General features: G+C 60.9%; 16 protein-coding genes. 10 read left to right on the forward strand and 6 right to left on the reverse strand.

Annotated features, from left to right (window positions below):
* On the reverse strand, positions 1-507 hold a 507-nt coding region (locus BT125_RS00005), incomplete at its 3' end, for a carbon starvation CstA family protein (RefSeq protein ID WP_305882486.1).
* Between the two features lie 319 nt (positions 508-826).
* Between BT125_RS00005 and BT125_RS00010 the strand changes: the two genes are divergently transcribed.
* Positions 827-2,188: a cache domain-containing protein gene (locus tag BT125_RS00010; protein ID WP_072404163.1), complete on the forward strand. Its 1,362-nt coding sequence runs from the start codon at positions 827-829 to the stop codon at positions 2,186-2,188.
* A gap of 31 nt (positions 2,189-2,219) precedes the next feature.
* Positions 2,220-2,852 (forward strand): response regulator, encoded by a 633-nt coding sequence (locus tag BT125_RS00015; protein WP_024619432.1) that lies wholly within the window; start codon positions 2,220-2,222, stop codon positions 2,850-2,852.
* 35 nt (positions 2,853-2,887) lie between these two features.
* Here the strand turns inward: BT125_RS00015 and BT125_RS00020 are convergent, their stop codons facing one another.
* Together BT125_RS00020 and BT125_RS00025 are read right to left on the reverse strand one after the other, a co-directional pair.
* Entirely contained in the window at positions 2,888-3,757 is an 870-nt protein-coding gene (locus BT125_RS00020; RefSeq protein WP_072404165.1) for an SDR family oxidoreductase, read from the reverse strand.
* Between the two features lie 57 nt (positions 3,758-3,814).
* Complete coding sequence (locus BT125_RS00025) at positions 3,815-5,044, reverse strand: arabinose transporter (RefSeq protein WP_139271649.1); 1,230 nt, start codon at positions 5,042-5,044, stop codon at positions 3,815-3,817.
* 141 nt (positions 5,045-5,185) lie between these two features.
* Here BT125_RS00025 and BT125_RS00030 point away from each other — a divergent pair, with 141 nt between their 5' ends.
* Positions 5,186-5,839 carry a TetR/AcrR family transcriptional regulator gene (locus BT125_RS00030; protein WP_072404939.1) on the forward strand — a complete coding sequence of 218 codons (654 nt, stop codon included), beginning with the start codon at positions 5,186-5,188 and terminating at the stop codon, positions 5,837-5,839.
* 92 nt (positions 5,840-5,931) lie between these two features.
* Positions 5,932-6,723 carry a transporter substrate-binding domain-containing protein gene (locus BT125_RS00035; RefSeq protein WP_072404167.1) on the forward strand — a complete coding sequence of 264 codons (792 nt, stop codon included), beginning with the start codon at positions 5,932-5,934 and terminating at the stop codon, positions 6,721-6,723.
* A 192-nt stretch (positions 6,724-6,915) separates the two neighbouring features.
* Here BT125_RS00035 and BT125_RS00040 read toward each other — a convergent pair whose 3' ends face one another.
* The 3 genes from BT125_RS00040 to BT125_RS00050 are packed head-to-tail and all read right to left on the reverse strand — an operon-like array spanning position 6,916 to position 9,817.
* Positions 6,916-7,935: a TRAP transporter substrate-binding protein gene (locus BT125_RS00040; RefSeq protein WP_072404169.1), complete on the reverse strand. Its 1,020-nt coding sequence runs from the start codon at positions 7,933-7,935 to the stop codon at positions 6,916-6,918.
* A gap of 50 nt (positions 7,936-7,985) precedes the next feature.
* Entirely contained in the window at positions 7,986-9,266 is a 1,281-nt protein-coding gene (locus tag BT125_RS00045; RefSeq protein WP_072404171.1) for a TRAP transporter large permease subunit, read from the reverse strand.
* A complete protein-coding gene (locus tag BT125_RS00050) occupies positions 9,263-9,817 on the reverse strand; it encodes a TRAP transporter small permease (protein ID WP_072404173.1) in 555 nt (184 codons plus the stop codon). Before BT125_RS00050 ends, BT125_RS00045 begins: the two co-directional genes overlap by 4 nt.
* An 896-nt stretch (positions 9,818-10,713) precedes the next feature.
* On the opposite strand from BT125_RS00050, the gene wecB reads away from it, so the two are divergent.
* The 6 genes from wecB (at position 10,714) to BT125_RS00080 (ending at position 19,538) form a co-directional block, all read left to right on the forward strand.
* The gene (gene wecB, locus BT125_RS00055; RefSeq protein ID WP_072404940.1) at positions 10,714-11,946 is read left to right on the forward strand and encodes a non-hydrolyzing UDP-N-acetylglucosamine 2-epimerase; all 1,233 of its coding nucleotides are present in this window, start codon (positions 10,714-10,716) and stop codon (positions 11,944-11,946) included.
* Between the two features lie 36 nt (positions 11,947-11,982).
* Positions 11,983-14,196 (forward strand): hypothetical protein, encoded by a 2,214-nt coding sequence (locus BT125_RS00060; RefSeq protein ID WP_072404175.1) that lies wholly within the window; start codon positions 11,983-11,985, stop codon positions 14,194-14,196.
* 12 nt (positions 14,197-14,208) lie between these two features.
* Complete coding sequence (locus BT125_RS00065; RefSeq protein WP_072404177.1) at positions 14,209-16,323, forward strand: glycosyl transferase family protein; 2,115 nt, start codon at positions 14,209-14,211, stop codon at positions 16,321-16,323.
* A complete protein-coding gene (locus BT125_RS00070) occupies positions 16,320-18,128 on the forward strand; it encodes a bacteriophage N4 adsorption protein A (RefSeq protein ID WP_072404179.1) in 1,809 nt (602 codons plus the stop codon). Before BT125_RS00065 ends, BT125_RS00070 begins: the two co-directional genes overlap by 4 nt.
* Positions 18,129-18,305: 177 nt before the next feature.
* The gene (locus BT125_RS00075; RefSeq protein WP_139271661.1) at positions 18,306-19,088 is read left to right on the forward strand and encodes an alpha-amylase family protein; all 783 of its coding nucleotides are present in this window, start codon (positions 18,306-18,308) and stop codon (positions 19,086-19,088) included.
* A 201-nt stretch (positions 19,089-19,289) separates the two neighbouring features.
* On the forward strand, positions 19,290-19,538 hold the full coding sequence (locus tag BT125_RS00080) for a phage infection protein (RefSeq protein WP_072404183.1): 249 nt from the start codon (positions 19,290-19,292) through the stop codon (positions 19,536-19,538).
* Positions 19,539-19,593: the final 55 nt, after the last annotated feature.

A 19,593-nucleotide genomic window follows, 5' to 3' on the forward strand; every position in this document is an offset into this window, starting at 1 on the left:
GAAGCAGCCGAACAGCGCGATGGTGCCGGGGATACGGCCCATTTCCTCGCGCACCATGTCGCCCAGGGAGCGACCGTTGCGGCGGGTGGACAGGAACAGGACCATGAAGTCCTGCACCGCACCGGCCAGTACCACGCCGGCGATCAGCCAGAGCGTGCCGGGCAGGTAGCCCATCTGCGCCGCCAGCACCGGCCCGACCAGCGGCCCGGCGCCGGCAATGGCCGCGAAGTGGTGGCCAAAGAGAATATGTTTGTTGGTCGGGACGTAGTCCAGGCCATCGTTGTTGAGCACGGCGGGAGTGGCCCGGCGCGCATCGAGTTGCATCACGTTATTGGCGATGAAGAGGCTGTAGTAGCGGTAGGCGACCAGGTAGATGGCCACGGCGGCGACGACGATCCAGAGGGCGTTGATAGGTTCGCCGCGGCGCAAGGCCACGACACTCAACGCACAAGCTCCCAGAACAGCCACGGCAAACCAGGCGAGGTGTTTAACCAGACGGGTTGTCATTGCGTGTCTCCTGCCGATATCCAGTGGATTGCGGCGATTGTTTTTATAGTGTGCCCCGGCTATTCGGAGCCGGCCCAATATCCCTGCAAGTCGTCAATAAATAAATGCGCAGTACTACGTACGGGTCATCTACGTAGTTCTACGTAGCCCCCCTGTGGGAGCGAGCTTGCTCGCGATGGCATTGTGTCAGGCGACATCCAGGCAGGCTGATCCGACGTCATCGCGAGCAAGCTCGCTCTCACAGGTTTTATGCCTCCCCCATGGGTTTGGCATATGATGCCGCCATTCGCCTCCCCGCCGAGCCCGGACAGGAGTACAGATGCTGCTCAAACACAAAATCGTCGCCCTCGGGATTTTGCCGCTGGTCCTGGCCATCGCCGTCATCTGCGCCCTGGTGATCTCGCTCAACCGCCAGTTGGGCGATCAACAGGCGCAACTGATCGAAGACAGCATCCTGGCGAGCAAGCGCGCCGAGTTGAAGAACTATGTCGAGATGGCGCAGAGCCTGATCGCACCGCTGTACAACGACGGCCAGGGCGACGAGCGCGCGCAACAGCAGGTCCTGGAAGAACTGCGCAAGCTCAGCTTCGGTATCAACGGTTACTTCTTCGTCTACGACCGTCAGGGCCGCAGCCTCATGCATGCACGCCAGTCGGAGTTGGTGGGGCAATACCTCTGGGATATGAAGGACCCCCACGGCCTGCCGGTCATCCAGGCGCTGATCAAAAGCGCCGAGTCAGGCGAAGGGTTCCAGCGCTATGCCTGGAACAAGCCCTCCTCCGGTCAGGTGACCGACAAGTTGGCCTATGTCGTGATGCTGGACAAATGGGGCTGGATGCTCGGCACCGGGATTTACCTGGAAGATGTAGAGCGCGCCACCCAGCAAGCCCGTGACGAAGTCGCCCACGGCATCCACACCACCATGCAAGCCATCGCCGCAATCGCGTTGGTGGCGGTTCTGCTGGTGTTTGCCGGCGGCATGACCCTCAATGTCAGCGAACATCGCCTGGCCGACAAAAAACTGCAACGCTTGAACCAGCGCATCGTCAGCTTGCAGGAAGAAGAACGCTCGCGGGTTTCGCGCGAGCTGCATGACGGTATCAGCCAACTGCTGGTGTCGATAAAATTCCAGTTCGAACTGGCCAGCCACGTGTTGGAAAATGGCCAGGAAAACGGCCTGGGCATCCTGAAGAACGCCACCGACCGACTCGGCGAAGCCATCGGCGAGATCCGTAATATCTCCCACGACTTGCGCTCGTCCCTGCTCGACACTTTGGGCCTGCCCGCCGCCATCGGCCAGCTCGCCACCGAATTCCAGCAGCGCAGCGGGCTGGAAGTGTCCTATCGAAGCAACGAATTCGATTGCCGCCTCGAAAATGGCGCCCCTGTCTCGCTGTTTCGTATTGCCCAGGAAGCCCTGACCAATATCGAGCGCCATGCCGGGGCGAAAAGCGTCGGCATTACCCTGTTCGGCTCCAGCCAGTCCTTGCGGCTGACAGTGGTCGACGACGGGATGGGGTTCAACGTCCCGCAAGTGGAACGCGGCCATGCCGGCATCGGTCTGCGTAATATCCGCGAGCGGGTCGAGCATTTCGGCGGACGCCTGGAAGTGACGTCCGTGCCGGGCCGCAGCGAACTGGACATCCTGCTGCCCATGAACCTCTCGGTCACGGAAAACTGATGCGCGCCCACTCCAACAAGAGCACTCGTCGATGAACCTGCCTCCCGTGATTCGCGTCGCCCTGGTCGATGACCATTCCCTGGTCCGCGACGGCATCAGGGCTCTGCTGTCGGTGATGCCGCAACTGGATGTGGTGGGCGAAGCCGAGAACGGTGCGCAAGCGATCGAAATGGTCGGTCGCTGCCAGCCGGACCTGCTGCTGATGGACATCGGCCTCAAGGATAAGAACGGACTCGAACTGACCCGGCTGCTGGGCAAGCAATACCCCAGCCTCAAGATCCTGATCCTCAGCATGTACGACAATTATGAGTACGTGAGCGAGTCCGTGCGTTCCGGCGCCAGCGGCTACGTGCTCAAGAACGCGCCATCGCGGGAAATCATCGCGGCCATCGAAGCCATCATCAGCGGCGGCACCTTCTACAGTGCCGAGATCGCCCAGCGGCTCGCCACCGACCCGCACACCGACAACGAGCTGACGCCACGGGAAAGCCAGGTGCTGTACAAAATGGTCCAAGGCCTGAACAACAAGGAAATGGCCCGTGAACTGGACATCAGCGTACGCACCGTCGAAACCCATCGCCTGAGCATCCGCCGCAAGCTGAACATCGACAAGCCCGCGGCCTTGGTGAAGTACGCGATCGACCACGGGATCATTTCCCGCTAGGCCCCACACCGCTCCCTCGCCACAGGTCATTCATTTCAATCGGCGTGGTAATAACCCGGCAACGCAAGATCATCCAACAATCCCGGGCCGCTTGGCGTCCAGCCCAGCAAGGCACGGGTGTATTCGCTGGACACCGCCATGTGCGCCCCCGCCATGTGGGCGAACCAGCCGAAATGCCCGCGGTCTCGGGACTCGACCGGCAACCCCAGGCCACGACCGATCGCCTGTGCAATGTCCTTGAACGGCACGGTCTCGTCGGCGACGGCGTGGTAGACGGATTGCGTCACCCCCTGCTCCAGGGCAAGCCGATAAACCCGCGCGGCATCCTGTCGATGCGCACCCGACCAGCAATGGCTGCCATCACCGGGGTAAGCCGATACGCCGCTTTCCCGGGCAAGGCGAATCAGGATCGGCACGAACCCATGGTCGCCGAGGCCATGGACCGAGGGCGCCAGCCGCACCGTCGCCACACGCACCCCTCGCTCGGCCAGGTCCCGGGCGGCGGCTTCGGACTTGCGGGGCGAGGCCGGGCTCACCACTTCCAGTTCACTCGCGCCCCGCGTCAATCCAAACAGGTCCGACGTCACCAGCAACGGCCGGTCGGAGCCTCGCAAGGCATCGCCCAACGTTTCGATGGCGCGGCGGTCCTGCTGGGCATTTTCGGCAAACCGGGAGAAGTCATGATTGAACGCCGTATGAATCACCGCGTCCGCCGCCGAGGCTGCGTCGTGCAAGATTTCGAGATCATCCAAAGTGCCTGAAATCACCTTCGCGCCTGTCGCAGCCAGTGTGGCGCCTTTTTCTTCGCATCGGGCCAAGCCGGTGACCCGATGCCCGGCGGCGATCAGATCCTGTACCACGGACGCCCCAACCCAGCCCGTGGCACCGGTAACGAATACGTGCATATGCAACGCTCCTGTTCTAAAAAACCGAGACCGAAAATCTTATAACCCATCGAAGACTCAGGATTTGTATTGAACTTGTGCTTCCCGTCCTCTCAGCAGCATCAGGGCCACCCCGAAGGACAGCCCAACGGCAATGGCGCCGCCCAGGTAAACCGCACCGATACCCCAGCCACTCGCCAACAAACCAGCCAGCGGACTGGTGATGCCCAGGGAAATATCGAGAAACGCGACGTAGGCCCCCATGGCGAGACCACGTGCCTGCGGTGGCGCACGCCGTACCGCTTCCACGCCGAAGCCGGGAAACGCCAGGGAATAACCGAAGCCGGTGAAAGCCGCGCCCAAATAAGCCATGGTCGCGGTGTCGGCGCTCCAGATCAGCAGCAACCCAACGGTTTCGATCAATACGCAAACCAGCGCGACGCGGGCGCCGCCAATCTTGTCCGGAAGGTGCCCGAAAAGCAGGCGCGCAGCGATGAAAGCCACACCGAATGCCGTGAACGCCAAGGAAGCGTTGCCCCAATCCCTGGCCGCGAACAAAAGGGCAATGAACGCCGTGAGGACACCAAAGCCGACGCTACAAAACGCCAATCCCATGCCGGGAACCCATACAGCACCGAGCATCGTGTAGAACGGTGTACGCCGGGTCGCCGTAGGGGCGACAGCGCGCACGCCTGCGACAATCGCCAAGGCCAGCAACGGAATGAACATCGAGGCCATGACGATACCGATAAACCCCCAGGCGCTGTTGAGCGTCACACCGAGCGGAGCACCCAATGCGTAGGCGCCGTACATGGCGATGCCATTCCAGGCCATGACCTTGCCGGCATGCTGCGCCCCCACCAGGCCGATGCCCCACCCCAGCACACCGGTGACAATGAGGCTTTCGCCAATTGCCAGCAGCACCCGACCGCCCGACAAGAGCCAGACCGACGTGACCGGCGTGGCAACGAACGCCAGGGAAAGCAGATAGACCAGCCCTGAAACCGCGGCTGTCACGAGCCCGGTCATGACCGCGCGTTTACCACCGCGCATGTCGGCAAAATTGCCGGCCCAGGCCCGTGACAACAGCGCCGCGGCGAACTGCGCGCCGACCACTAGGCCGATAACCAGCGTGCCCATGCCCAGCGTGTCATGCAGATGGAGGGGCAAGACAGGCAGTTGCATGCCAATCGTGAGGAAACCGATAAATACGGTCAGCGTGAGCGGCAACAGCTTGAGCGCCGGATTGGCCTCGACGGCTGCCTGAGGCGCCGAAGAAGCACCGAGATGAATATTGTCTTGTGTCATAACCCTACCTACGGAAAGGATGCGATGTGACGTTGAACGCTGCCTGTGGAGCCGACTAGAATGCGATCAATTCGTCGCATTCAAGATACGAACAATCCGTCGCGTTTCCTATTCGCATTCCCTGCCGAGGTTCATGCCCACATGTCCGAACGCTCAAGCCCGCAGATTTCCTCGCGCAAACAGCCGAAACAGGCACGCTCCACTGAGCTCGTCGCTGCAGTTCTGGAAGCGGCTGTTCAGGTTTTGGCGACCCAGGGGGCGGCACGTTTCACGGTGGCCCGTGTTGCCGAGCGAGCAGGCGTCAGCGTCGGCTCGGTGTATCAATACTTTCCGAACAAAGCGGCGATCCTGTTCCGTCTGCAAAGTGACGAATGGCGGCAAACCAGCGACATGCTGCGCGAGATTCTTGAAGACCATCTCAAGCCGCCCTTCGAGCGCCTGCGTACCTTGGTGCAGGCGTTCATCCAGTCCGAATGCGACGAGGCCCAGATACGCGTCGCCCTCAACGACGCCGCCCCTCTCTACCGTGACGCCCCTGAGCACCAGGCGGCGCGGATGTCGGTGCAACAGTCGGTGGACGCGTTCATGCTGCAAGCATTGCCAGACGCCCCGGCACAGGCCCGCGCCCTTGCAGGAGACCTGGTCATCAGCACGCTCAGTGCCGTGGGTAAGCGCTTTTCATCAGCGCCCCGCTCTCCCGTGGACGTAGCCATCTACAGCGAAGCCATGGCCGATATGTTCTGCGCCTACCTTGGAAGCTTGCAGCGACGTCCCTTTGAGACCGCTGTCTGCTGATTGTTCGTCAGCCATGCTCCAGTGACAGCCTGGCAACACTTTTACTACACTCCCTGATCTTGTTTCCCTCCGCTACGAGACGTCCCCTCACGATGAAAACCATAACAAGCTCGATGACGTTCTGTGGCCTGCTGGCGCTCTCTTGCGGCGCCTTGGCCGAACCGGCACCTTCGCTGCTGGACCAGGTCCTGCAACGCGGCGAACTGAAGGTGTGCACCACCGGCGACTACAAGCCCTATACCTTTAAAACCCAAGCAGGCGAATACGAAGGCATCGACATCGACATGGCGCGCTCCCTGGCCGCCAGCCTCGGCGTTAAGGTGCAATGGGTGCAGACCACCTGGAAAACCCTGATGCCGGATATGGTTGCAGGCCAATGCGACATCGGCATGGGTGGGATTTCGGTGACCCTGGAGCGTCAGAAGAAAGCCTATTTCAGCACCACCCTGGACGTGGACGGCAAGATCCCCCTGGTGCGTTGCGAAGACAAGGAGCGTTACCAGACCCTTGAGCAGATGAACCAGCCTTCGGTGCGCCTTGTCGAGCCGGCCGGCGGCACCAACGAAGCGTTCGTCCGGGCGTTCCTGCCCAACGGCCAGCTCAGCTTCCATGACAACGTGACCATCTTCCAGCAGTTGCTGGACAAGAAAGCCGATGTGATGATTACCGACGCTTCGGAAGCGCTCTACCAACAGAAACTCAAGCCCGGCCTGTGCGCCGTCAACCCGACCCGCTACCTGCAATATGGCGAGAAGGCCTACCTGCTGCCGCGGGATGACAACACCTGGAAGATGTACGTGGATCAGTGGCTGCACCTGAGCAAGGCCAATGGCAGCTACCAGAAGGTTATTGGCCAGTGGCTGGCCGTTCCAGCCGCCGAGTAATCGTTGGCTGAAGCAAAAATCCCTGTGGGGGCGAGCTTGCTCGCGATGGCGTCAGGTCAGCCGTATTGAGGTTGACTGACACACTGCAATCGCGAGCAGGCTCGCTCCCACAGGGGACCTGTGGCTTATGCAAACCCTGGGGTCATCCCAGGGGACGCGCGATGGGGTCTGTTCCGGACAGGCCCATTCACCTCACTGTGCCGTGCGCACCTTGGCGATTTCCTCGTACATCGTCTTCACCAGGTCGCCATCCAAGGATTTGGCGAACTTGTCGACTACCGGTTTCACCCGCTCACGCAAGCGATCTTTCTCGGCCGGGGTGATTTCATTGACGGTCATCGCAGCGGCCAACGTGGCCTTGGCCTTGTCCATGCTCGCCGCCGTGACTTCACGCTGGAATGTTTGCGCCTCGGCCGCGGCTGCGCGAATCATCGCTTTTTCATCATCGTTGAGACGGTTCCAGGTTTTCTGGCTGATGATCAACGATTGCGGGTTGAAGATGTGCCCCGTGACGGAAAGGTACTTCTGCACTTCGTAGAACTTGTTACCCTCAATCACCGTGAAAGGGTTTTCCTGGCCGTCGATGGTGTGCTGCTCAAGGCCGGTGTAGACCTCGGGGAACGCCATTGGCACGGGGTTGGCGCCCAGGGCGGAGAAGGTCTCCAGGTAGATCGGCGACTGGATCACGCGAATCTTCAGGCCCTGCATGTCTTCAAGCTTGGTCACCGGATGCTTGCTGTTGGTGAGGTTGCGAAAACCCAGGTCCCAGTAACCCAGCCCTACCAGTCCTTTGCTGTCCAGTTGCGCCGCCAGCTTCTGCCCGACCGGCCCATCGATGACCGCATGGGCTTCCTCAACGTTGTTGAACAGGAACGGGAAATCGAGCATGGCGTAATCCGGTGCCTGGGCGGCCAGGATGCCGGAGTTGAGTACCGTGATGTCCAGTGTGCCGCCCTGCAACGCCGACACCGTTTGCACATCGCCGCCCAACGTGCCGCCGGGGAACAGGCGGACCTTGATCTTGCCGCCGCTCTTTTCGCTGAGCAGGTCGGCGAACTTTTGCGCGCCCTGCCCCTGGGGGTGCTCCTTGACGTTCTGGAAGGCGAATCGCAAGGTCCGTTCGCGAATTTCATCCGCGTGGCTGGCCACGCCGGTCAACAGCAAGCCCGTCGCGCATGCCCCGGCCAGCAGGGTTTTCATCAGTTTTCCCATGTCACTCTCCGATCGTTATTGTTTTTTAGGTCGAGCTAACAGCACCGGTGTTATCCGGTGAAGAATTTCAACGGCCCCAGAACCAATTGCGGGAACAGGACCAACAGGAACAGCACCACAAACTGCGCAAACATGAACGGCCATACCCCGCGCACGATTTCCTCGAAGTCCAGCTTGGCCACCCCGCAAACCACATTGAGCACCGTGCCCACGGGCGGCGTGATCAGGCCGATGGCCGTGTTGATCAGGAACAGCACGCCGAAGTACACCGGGTCGATCCCCGCCTGGATGACGGCCGGCATCAGCACCGGGGTGAGGATGAGGATGGTCGGGGTCATGTCCATCACCGTCCCTACCAGGATGATCAGCACCATCATTACCAGCAACAGAAGAGTCTGGTTGTCCATGAACGGTGCCAGCAGCTCCGCCAGTTGGCCCGGCAGGTCGGCGATGGTCACCAGCCACGATGAAACCATGGCCGCCGCCACCAGCAGCATCACCACCGAAGTGGTCTTTGCCGAAGACAGGATCACTTCGTACAACTGGCTGACCTTCATTTCCCGGTAAATCACCAGGGACACGAACAGCGAGTAAACCGCCGCGACCACCGCCGCTTCCGTGGGCGTGAAGATGCCGAATTTCAGGCCCAGGATGATGATCAAGGGCAGGCCCATCGCCCAACTGCCATCGAGCAACGTGCGCAACACTTCAGCACGGGAACGTTTGGGCGGTGTCTCGACGTTCTCGCTGCGGGAGATGTACCACCAGGCAACAGCCAGCGAAGCCCCCAGCATCAACCCCGGCACGATACCGGCCAGGAACAGCTTGGAAATCGACACCCCGGAGGCCACGCCAAACACAATGAAGCCAATGCTTGGCGGAATGACCGGCGCGATGATGCTACCGGCGGCGATCAGCCCGGCCGAGCGCCCTCGGTTGTGCCCAGCCAACACCATCATCGGTACCAGCAACGCCGCCAGAGCCGCCGCATCGGCCACGGCCGAACCGGACAGCGACGCCAGCAGGCAGGAAGCGATGATCGCAACGTAACCAAGACCTCCGCGCTTATGCCCCACCAGCGCCATGGCAATGTTGACGATGCGTTTGGACAGGCCACCAACGTTCATGATTTCGCCGGCCAACATGAAGAACGGCACGGCCATCAGCGGAAAACTGTCCGCGCCATTGAGCAGGTTCTGGGCGATGATTTGTGCATCGAACAGATCCAGATAAACCATCAACGCCACGCTGACCACCAGCAAGGCAAACGCGATGGGCATGCCCAGTGCCATGCTGCCGATCAAGGACCCGAGGAAAATAACCAGCGTCATGGGCGGGTACTCTTGATGGAATCAGGGGTGCTGGGGTTATGAATGATCGCGTCGTTGTCCTTGACCATGACCAGCTCGTCATCCTCGAGCTGGCCGAACAGCGCCAGGTAGAGCTCGTAGAGCAGGATCGGTGCGGCACTGGCGCCGAACACCAGGCCTGCGCCATAGAACAGCGCCATGGACAATCCCGACGCCGGGGCGACTACGTTCAGGTTGATCGCCGCCTGTTGCCAACTGCCACTGAAGATCAGCCAGCAGATGTACAACATCAGCAGATGCCCGATGACCAGGCAGACCCGCTTGCCTGCCGACGGCAAGCGCTTGACCAGGCTGTCCATGCCCAGGTGGGCACGGTCCTTGAGCGCCACCAGGGCGCCGAGAAAAATCATCCAGACAAAGAACCAGCGCGACAGCTCCTCCGACACACTGATGCCGGAGTTGAAGGCATAGCGCAGCACCACGTTGCCGAACACCAGCACGATCATTGCGAGCATGCAGAGCACGATCAGCAGCTTCAGCAGCTTGAAATACAAGTCGACGACTTTTGCCATCTTGAAGACCTCTCGGATTGTCGAGTGCCGGGTTCCAACCGGCGCGATAGAACAGCAGCGGTGTCCGCTATCGAATCCAAGTGGAGATGTTCCGAGGGGCTTCAGGCCAGAAGCGCCAGATCGAGAGAAAGGCGTCGGGCGTTTGCAGACAGGTTCGCATGAGGTGTTCCTCTATTTTTTATTATGGTCTTGGCAATGCGTCGCAAGACGTATGTGCCGCCTAAAATGTACCAACCGGTTAGTACGGTCAATATCCCAGGCACGAACCTATGACAAAACGGGCGATTATCGGATACGCATTTACAGGTCTACCCATCCCCATACCGGCGAAACCAGGCACAAACTTTCCTTGGATGAAGAACAGCAGCGCGCCCGATTAAAAGTTTTTTATTAACCGTTCGTCATAATTAATAAAAATAAAATGAACAAAGCGCAGTCAAGGCGCCTTTTACAAATTCAACTTAAGCCACTAATCACGGCCCCACGACAACATTCCGGCGCCAGTCTAACGGCATGCAGAAATTCCATCTTGTTTTTTCAGGCGCCAATACTTAATAACGGCACACCTAGCTCCTCAGAAACAAAAAACAAAAATAAATCCCTTTAAAATCAATGCAGAAAAACAATAATTCGGGAAACTAACAGCCCTCGCACCATCCTCAGCGAAGCCTTTGAAAAAATATTAATGAAACTTCATATAAAAAACTTTGCGGCCACGCACTTTGATGCTATTAATCTCCGAGCCAAAAACCAAGGTGCCACCACGTAACTTTTTTTACGCGCAAAACCCCTTTCGGATATTGGAACCACACTTAACTTAAATCACTTACTCAAGTGCGTGCCCGCACTTGGGCGAACTGTTGTGCGGCGCAGCAAACTGCGCGAGGAAGGGCGTCATCGCTACTCAAGTCCCACGAATCAAGATCCTGTCGATTTTCGGCACCCGTCCCGAAGCCATCAAGATGGCTCCTTTGGTCAAGGCCCTCGCCGCCGAACCCGGCATTGAATCGCTGATCTGCGTCACCGGCCAGCATCAAAGCATGCTCAAGCAGGTGCTGGATCTGTTCGATCTCAAGGCTGATTTCACCCTTGACGTGATGACGCCGCACCAAACGCTCAACTCCCTGACTGCCGCGCTGTACAGTGCCATTGACCCGGTCCTGGAACAGACCCGGCCGGATCGGGTGCTGGTCCATGGCGACACCACTTCGGCCATGGTGGCCTCGATGGCCGCCTTTCACCGGCGCATCCCCGTAGGCCATGTCGAAGCCGGGCTGCGCACCGGTGATATCTACAGCCCATGGCCGGAAGAAATGAACCGCCGCTGCATCGACCTCAGTGCCGACCTACTGTTTGCCCCTACCGGCCAATCCCGCGACAACCTGCTGGGCGAACGCCTGCAGGGCCGCTGCCTGGTGACGGGCAACACGGTGATCGATGCACTGCAACTGACTGCGCAACGCATCAATGACGATGCCCAGCTGCGCGGTGATCTGGACCAACAGTTCCCGTTCCTGCAAACCGGACGCAAGCTGCTACTGGTGACCGGTCATCGTCGGGAAAACTTCGGCGAGGGTTTCCTGGACATCTGCAAGGCCTTGCGCGAGCTGGCCCAGCGCACGGATATCCAGATCGTCTACCCGGTGCATCTCAATCCCAACGTACTGGGGCCGGTGACCGAACAACTGGGAGACCTGCTCAACGTGCATTTGATCAAGCCCCTGGATTACCTGGCGTTCGTACGCCTGATGCAACATGCCCACGTCATCCTCACGGACTCCGGCGGTGTGCAGGAGGAGGCGCCGTCCTTGGGCAAACCTGTCCTGGTGATGCGCGACGTCACCGAGCGTCCCGAAGCCGTGGCCGCTGGCACCGTGCGCCTGGTCGGCACGTCCCCGGCTTCGATCATTGCTGGCGTGAATTCGCTGTTCGACGACGTGGCCTTGTGGCGTCGTACCTCTCAGGCGGTCAACCCCTACGGCGATGGCAAGGCCAGCCAGCGCATCGTCGACACCCTGATGGGGCGTGCGGTCGACGATTTTATCGCGGGTCAGGTGCAACCGGCCCACGAGCCGTTACACACGCCGCTGTCCGAGCCACGCGAGTTGCTCGCCGATTTCACCTCATAACCGCTACCCACACTTATCAGATCGAGATTTGCCTGAATGAAGCCTTCCGTTGCCATCCCTACGGGCGCGCTCAGCGCCCTTGCCTGTGGCCTGAGCCTGCTCGCGCTCATGCCAAACTTTGCCCTGGCTGCGGATAGCCCGCTCACCCAGGCAATCCATCGACTCAACGCCGATACCCGCCAGGAGCGTGAGATCCGCTTGAGCGAGCTGGGCATCACCGCACCAATCCTGCTGGGTGCCAGCGACGCTCGACGCGAACTGTATTTGCCGGTACCCGCTGGCGTGACCCTGAGCGATGCGACACTGCAACTGGACGCCAGCTATCTCAATGGCGAAGGCGGCCGCAATACCATGCTGCTTTCGCTCGATGGCTACCCGGTGCGCGCCGAAGGCCTCAGCGAGGCGCAGGGCGATGCCAGCGTTAAACTGGGCGTAGACCAGGCTCCACGGGACAACGGCCTGGTACGCCTGGGCATTGCCTGGTCATCGGTGGTCTCCCGGCCACTGTGCGAAGACGACCGGGTCATTGGCAACGTGCTGCGCATCCAGCCTGATACCCGCTTGAACTACAGCTATGATGCCAGCCAACTGAAGGATGTCGGCGCCGCCTGGACGACACTGCCCGCCAACCCCGGCATCCTGGTCGCACCGGGCTCGTTGTCGGCCGGCAGCTATGATGCCGCCTGGCGATTGGGCGTGGCCCTGGAGCGGATCGGCAAGCATGCCCGTATCCTGCCCTTCCCTGCCCTGCAGGACAGCGTCGAGCTGAGCAACCTGCGCGTCCCGGCCGAACTGTTGAACATTCCCGCCTTCGCCAGCCTCAACGGCAAGGGCCAGCATACCCTGGCCAACCCAGCCGAAATCGGTGCGCTGCTGATGCTTGGCCAAGTGCAGAATCTACAGGCCGACCTGGCCATCAGCGACCCGCAACTGCTCCAGGCCATCAACCAGTCCCTGGATGCCTTGCAGAGCCAGGTCCAAGGCGTCGACGCCACGGCGGCAGCGGCCTTGACCCAATGGCGCGATGCGCACGTCAACGCCGCCCTGGTGGGCACCGGCACTGACAACGTGCGCCTGGCGCTGCTGGGCACTCGTCCGGTGCTGACGATCGCCCCGGATGCGACCGGCAAAGCCTTGTCCTTGTTCGGTTCTGCATGGAATAAACTGGCGCGCAGCCGCCAGTTGACCGTGAACGAAGCGCAAACGCCGTTGAGCGACGATGGCCGCGTGGCCCTGTCGCGACTGGGCGGCGCTCCCGGTAACTTCGACGTGGCCTCGCGATTCGACTGGAGCACTTCGTTCCCTCTGGGCAGCGTGGCGTATGACGGTCGCCTGCCTGTCACCGCAGTGGTCGACGTTTCCGCCGCACCCGGCGCTTCGGACACCGCGCCCGTGGCCTCGCTGTTTTTCAATGACTTCCTGATCGGTGCCCAGCAACTGACCACCGATGGCCAACCACAACGCATCCAGGCTCACATCCCGCGCTACGCCCTGGGTTCGAAAAACGTACTGCGCGTCTCGTTCCAGCGCCAACCGGTCAGCGACCGTTGCCTCGAAACGCCTCAGGCATTCCCGGTGTCCGTACTGCCTACCAGCCATATCGTGCTGGACAAAACCTCACTGGGTGACGATTTCGCCGGCATCGCCGCACGCTTTGCCGTAGACACCCAAGTGATCGTTCCCCAGGCCTACCTTGACCATCCGGCCAGCAGCCTGGCCCAGGTGATCCCGGTGGCCGATGCCTCGGGTGTCTCGCCGCTGCGCGCACAGTTGAAAGTCAGCACTGATCCGAAAGCCGTCGTCAGCCCGGACAAAGCCTTCCTGGCGTTCGAACTGCCGCTCAAGGACAGCAAGGAGTCGGTCCAGGTCGACGAACAGGGTCACCTGCGGATCAACCATAAGGACCAGGTGATGCTGGATGTGCAGCGCCTCAACCAGTTGGCGTCGTTGCAAGTGGTGCAGACCTCGGGCCAGCACGGCCTGGTCTATCGGGCCCTGGGCGACCAGCCCCCGAGCCTGGCCAAACCGGTCGTATTGACCCGTGGCGATGTGGCGATTCTAGGCGACAACGGTGCCGTGGCGATCTTCGATACCCAGGATCCCAACGGCAGCCAGTTGATCGGCCAGGAAGAACCCAAGGGCCTGGATGCCTGGCGCAAACCGTCACTGCTTTGGCTGATCCCCGGTGGCATTGCCTTGTTCCTTATCTTGTTGCTGGCTGGCCGTAGCGCCCGTCGCAATCGCCAGTAACGGTAACCTTTGATGACGTCGCTTTATTGGCCCTATTGGCTGGCCCACTACTATAACTATCTGGAAGCCGCGACCATTGTGGTCGCGGTACTGATCCTGATCTCCAGCCTGGACGATCTGATCATTGACGTGTGGTACTGGTCTCGCCGCCTGTACCGCAAGTTCACCGTGGATCGCAAATACCGACCGCTGACCGCCGAGCAGCTATTGGCACGGGACGAACAGCCGTTGGCGATCATGGTGCCGGCCTGGCTGGAATACGACGTCATCGCGCCGATGATCGAGAACATGGTGTCGACGCTCGACTACCAGAACTACGTCGTCTTCGTTGGCACCTATATCAACGACCAGCGCACCATCGACGAAGTCGAGCGGATGCGCCGGCGCTACAAGCAGCTGCACCGCGTGGAAGTGCCCCATGCCGGGCCGACCTGCAAGGCTGACTGTTTGAACTGGGTGATCCAGGCGATTTTCCTGCACGAGAAAACCCACGGCATGACCTTCGCCGGCGTCGTGTTGCACGACAGCGAAGACGTGCTGCATCCATTGGAACTGCGTCTGTTCAATTATCTGTTGCCGCGCAAGGACATGATCCAGTTGCCGGTGGTCTCGCTGGAGCGCAACTGGTACGAATGGGTGGCGGGCGTCTACATGGACGAGTTTGCCGAATGGCACGGCAAGGATCTGGTGGTGCGCGAAAGCATGACCGATACCGTGCCCTCGGCCGGCGTCGGCACCTGTTTTTCCCATCGTGCCCTGCGGGTGCTGGCCGGCGAAACCGAAAACCAGCCGTTCAACACCGACAGCCTCACTGAGGACTATGACGTCGGCGCGCGGTTGGCCAAGGTCGGCATGAACGCGATCTTCGTGCGCTTCCCGGTGCAGTTCCGGGTGCTGCGCAAGTCCTGGTTCCGCAAGCCCTATGAATCGACCCTGACGATGCCGCTGTGCGTGCGTGAGTTTTTCCCCGATACCTTCCGCACCGCCTTTCGGCAAAAGGCTCGCTGGACCCTCGGCATCGGCCTGCAAGGCTGGGAGCAGATGGGTTGGAATGGCTCGCTGGCCAACCGATACCTGCTGTTTCGCGACCGCAAAGGTGTGGTGACAGCGTTCATCAGCATCATTGCCTATGTGATCCTGGTGCAACTGCTGGGCCTGATCATTCTGCGCAATAGCGGCTTGTGGGACGTCAGTTTCCCTACGCCCTTTGAAACCAATGGCGCGATCAAATACCTGTTGCTGGCCAACGGCGTTGCCTTGGCTTGGCGGATCGTGCATCGCTACTACTTCACCACGGTGCTGTATGGCTGGCAGCACGGCCTGCTGTCGATCCCGCGCATGCTGGTGGGCAACTTCGTCAACTTCATGGCCGCCTCTCGCGCCTGGCGCATGTTCCTGGTGGGCAAGGTGATGAACCGCAAGCTGGTCTGGGACAAAACCATGCATGACTTCCCGTCCACGGATCTGGTCGCCATCGCACCGCGTCGCCTGGGCAGTGTATTGCTGTCCTGGCAAGCCATTACTGACACCAACCTGCAAAGCGCCCTCGACGAACAGCAGTCGCGTAATGTGCCGTTGGGGCGAATTCTGCTCAATAACGGCTGGCTGGACGACGAAACCCTGGCCGAAGCCATCGCGTTCCAGAATGACTTGCCGCGGGTCTTCGACGTGGCCGAAAAAGCCGCAGCCTCAACCTCGTCGCTGGCCAGCGAGTTTGCCTTGCGCTGGCGCGTCATTCCCTTGGGGCGCAATGGCGAAGGGCGTGAACAGATCGCCGTCGCCAATCCGCTTTCCGATGAAGGTCTGCAACAGGTCAGCGCCGAATTGGGCAGCGAGCCGGTGCAATTGATCGCCCGGGAGAGTGAAATTCTTGCGTTGTTGCGCCAATTGCCGGCGAACAACGGTCATGCTGTACCGAATGCCAGCGCGCCGCTGCTGGGCGACCTGCTGATCGAAATGGGCCTGCTCGATCGCGATCAGTTCAGCCGCGCCATGCTGCAGTATCGCCCGCAGCATCACGGCCGGATCGGCGATTACCTGGTCGACAGCGGCGTGTTACCCCGAGCAACGATCGAACAGGTGGTGGCACGCCAGCACAGCCGCTATCCAATGGAGCTTCCGGCATGAACCGCCCCCTTTTGACCCTCTTGGCCGCGGGGCTGAGTCTGATTCCCGTGCTGGCGCCTGCCGAGACATTACCGCTGCCGTTGACGGGGCCGGCCTACACCGCCGCCAACGAGGCCTACAGTGCCTACGAGCGCAAGGACTACGACCTGGCCATCGCCAAGGCTCGCGAAGCCCTGCGCCTACGTGCCGACGTGACGCGCCTGAACACGCTGATCGAACTGGCCGAACGAGACAAGAAACTGCGCGACCAGCCGCGGACCGCCAAGTCATCCCGCGCCGTGGCGGCAGCACCCGGCTTCGCCGCCGCGTCCCAGGGCTTCAAAGCCTATGATCGCGAACAATTCGGCCTGGCCGCACAATCGGCCCGCAAGGCCATCACCCAGGCACCCCGACGCCGGGAATACCGGTTGTTACTGGTCGACGCCCTGCAACGCCAGCAACACCTGGAAGAAGCCGACCAAGCCGTTACCGATGCGCTAGGGGTCTTCCCCAATGACACCACGTTGCTGATGCGGCGCAAAGAAATTCGCCGCCAACTGGCAGCACCGCTGGCGGTCCAAGGCTACCGCGCCCTGCAGCAAGGCAACCGCGCCCTGGCTGTGGAAAAGGCCCGCAAAGCCGTAGCCTGGGCTCCGGAAATCGCCGCCAACCAGCAACTGCTCGACAGTGCATTGCTCGATGTCAATGATTCCAACGCACCGGTCTTGGAGTGTCAGGAAAGCGCCTTCGGCCTGACGTGCGCCACCCGGCCGGTTAACACCTATGAGCGGGCACCGGTGAGCGATCTGCAGCTTGCTTATGATTCGGTCCGCAGCGGCGATGACGAGGCGGCCCACGCCGCGTTCCGCAAGGCCGACGCCACTGAGCCACTGAAGCCGGCGGCGGCCCAGGACGCGGCCTACAACGCCATGCGTGTCAATGAAGACGACGAAGCCGTCGCGTATTTCAAGCGCGTGATCGATGGGCAAAAAACTGCGGAAACACCTATGTCCGCGCAACAACTGTTCGATACCCGTCGCACCGTGGGTGACGTTTCGCGCCGGATGGGCCTGACCAGCACCACCAGCTATCGCGGCAACAGCTCCAGTGGCCTGAGTGCGGCACCGAGCACCGGCAGCAGTGGCAGCCAAAGCAATGACTTGCTGCAAAACAGCACCGAGCTGTCCTGGCGCCCGTTGGGTTATCGCAATGCCCGCTTTGTCGAGCTCTACGGACGCATTACCGACACCCTGTGGAGCAAGAACAGCGACTCGGACACCGGCGCCGATGCCCTGCAAGGCGCCGTTGGCGTACGGGTCAAACCCTTCAGTTCCGTCAACATCATGGCCGCCTTGGAACGCACGTTCCCCCTTGGATCGTCCAATGTCGACGGCGACTGGCTGGTGCGCCTGGGCTACGGTTCGAGCATCGGCACCGACCTGCGGGTCGATGTGCCGAGCTGGTGGACCTCGCAGTTGTATGCCGAGGTCGGCCATTACCTCAACGACTCGCGCAATTACTTCAACAGCGAATGGCAAGTGGGCCGCAGCTACGCCATCGGCGGGACCGGTTCGCGCTGGGTGACCTTCCCCCATGTCGTGGCGGCGATCGACTACGATTCGAAGATGAAGAGCGAAGCCGGTGGCGGTTTTTCTTCCGGCGACGCCGGGGGGATCGGGATAGGAAACAACGTACGCTATTGGTTCCGGGAAGACGCCTACAACGCGCCACGTTCCTATGTGGATTTTTCCCTGCAATACCGAGCCAGGGTGTTTGGCGAGGATCGCGCCAAAGGGGTGTTCGCGCGCTTGACCTACTCCTATTGATCCGGTGGGTGCGCCAGTCGGTCCATCGCTACGAAAAGCGGCTCGTCTTGCCGAGCCGCGACTACACTGCATCCAGAAGGAACTTGTTTGAAAAGCTTCGCAACGTTCATCCATCGCAAGACTGTCGCGGCGCTGTTACTGGCCGCGCTCCTCGCCGCAGGTACAGGGACGTACTACATGACCACCCGCGCGGCACCGAACATCGTCGGCATCGTCTGGCAGCCGGACAACCAGACCATCGGCATCAGCGGCAATTGGGAAAAACTGGGCGTGCACGAACTGCTGGTGCAATGGACGGTGGTGGACGACCAGGCCTTCGTGCCCGGCACCGGCCTGACCAGCGTACCGGTACTGCCGGATTGGGCGCGCATCGCCAAGGCGCCCTGGGCCCAGGATGTCATCCTCGGGCTGGCCGGCTATTTCAGCGAGAATCGCTCTCGGGACGATATCGAGCAACTGGCGGCGCTGTCGGAGCGCATCGCTGGGTTGCCCACGCCATTGCATGTCACCGGTTGGTATTTTCCGGCTGAAGTCGACCCCAGCTGGTCAGGCGCCACGGAGTTGCCGGCCCTGCTCGCCAAGCTGCCGCGGCCGCTGTGGATCAGTGTCTACGACGGTGCCAATATCGGCCCTGCCGCCACCGCAGACTGGCTCAAGCAATGGCTGCCGAACGATATCGGCGTGTTTTTCCAGGACGGCGTCGGCGTCTACGCCCGCACCGCCCCGGTGGCCCGGAACTATGCCGATGCCTTGCGCGATCGGCTTGGCAAGGACCGCGTGCGGATCATCGTCGAAGCCTTCCGCCCCCAATACGGCGGCGGTTTCCGCGCCGCCACCGTCGCCGAGCTCACGCCGCAACTGGCGGCCTATTCGGGCTACCCGCTCTACCTGTTCGATGGCCCGCACTACATGACCCCGGCATTGGTGGACCGGCTGAAGCAAGCCCTGGCCCAGCCCTGACCAGGCATTTGAACCTATCCGCTCGCCCTCGTTTACCGAGTTTGTATCGGTTTGTATATAAAATGCGGGCTGATACGAAATGACGGATTTCGCCCCCTCCTGGCACACATCGTCGATACATCTGCGCGTTTAACTGTGATCACCGGACAGCAACACATTCGTTGCCACCGGCCCACTCAATCAAGCGCAAGGAGAATCACCATGTTCAACTTCTCGAAACTTTCGTCTATGGCAATCGCTCTGACACTGGTTGGCGGCGTCGGCCTGTCGAACGTTGCCTCGGCAAAGAACGCCCCAGCCCAGGCTGCGCATCAACTGGCTGAAGGCGGGTCCGATCGTTTGATCCAGAATCGCGTGGCCGAGGACGGCTCGGATCGCTTGATCGACAATCGCGTGGCTGAAGGCGGGGCTGATCGGTTGCAGGAGCTGCGTGAACGCAGCGCGGTGTGAAGCGATTTTGTGGCCAGAGACTGCTCCCGCTCGACTCTGTGGGAGCAGGCTCTCT

It is taken from the genome of Pseudomonas sp. NFACC04-2, assembly GCF_900119265.1.
GTDB lineage: Bacteria > Pseudomonadota > Gammaproteobacteria > Pseudomonadales > Pseudomonadaceae > Aquipseudomonas > Aquipseudomonas fluorescens_AA.

Excerpts from the sequence above, each read along its gene's own strand:
- BT125_RS00080 (WP_072404183.1), top strand. The coding sequence starts at position 19,290 with ATGTTCAACTTCTCGAAACTTTCGTCTATGGCAATCGCTCTGACACTG.
- BT125_RS00050 (WP_072404173.1), bottom strand. The coding sequence starts at position 9,817 with ATGGCAAAAGTCGTCGACTTGTATTTCAAGCTGCTGAAGCTGCTGATC.
- BT125_RS00025 (WP_139271649.1), bottom strand. The coding sequence starts at position 5,044 with ATGACACAAGACAATATTCATCTCGGTGCTTCTTCGGCGCCTCAGGCA.
- BT125_RS00045 (WP_072404171.1), bottom strand. The coding sequence starts at position 9,266 with ATGACGCTGGTTATTTTCCTCGGGTCCTTGATCGGCAGCATGGCACTG.
- BT125_RS00030 (WP_072404939.1), top strand. The coding sequence starts at position 5,186 with ATGTCCGAACGCTCAAGCCCGCAGATTTCCTCGCGCAAACAGCCGAAA.
- BT125_RS00065 (WP_072404177.1), top strand. The coding sequence starts at position 14,209 with ATGACGTCGCTTTATTGGCCCTATTGGCTGGCCCACTACTATAACTAT.
- BT125_RS00035 (WP_072404167.1), top strand. The coding sequence starts at position 5,932 with ATGAAAACCATAACAAGCTCGATGACGTTCTGTGGCCTGCTGGCGCTC.
- BT125_RS00015 (WP_024619432.1), top strand. The coding sequence starts at position 2,220 with ATGAACCTGCCTCCCGTGATTCGCGTCGCCCTGGTCGATGACCATTCC.
- BT125_RS00075 (WP_139271661.1), top strand. The coding sequence starts at position 18,306 with ATGACCACCCGCGCGGCACCGAACATCGTCGGCATCGTCTGGCAGCCG.
- BT125_RS00040 (WP_072404169.1), bottom strand. The coding sequence starts at position 7,935 with ATGGGAAAACTGATGAAAACCCTGCTGGCCGGGGCATGCGCGACGGGC.
- BT125_RS00020 (WP_072404165.1), bottom strand. The coding sequence starts at position 3,757 with ATGCACGTATTCGTTACCGGTGCCACGGGCTGGGTTGGGGCGTCCGTG.
- BT125_RS00060 (WP_072404175.1), top strand. The coding sequence starts at position 11,983 with ATGAAGCCTTCCGTTGCCATCCCTACGGGCGCGCTCAGCGCCCTTGCC.
- BT125_RS00010 (WP_072404163.1), top strand. The coding sequence starts at position 827 with ATGCTGCTCAAACACAAAATCGTCGCCCTCGGGATTTTGCCGCTGGTC.
- BT125_RS00070 (WP_072404179.1), top strand. The coding sequence starts at position 16,320 with ATGAACCGCCCCCTTTTGACCCTCTTGGCCGCGGGGCTGAGTCTGATT.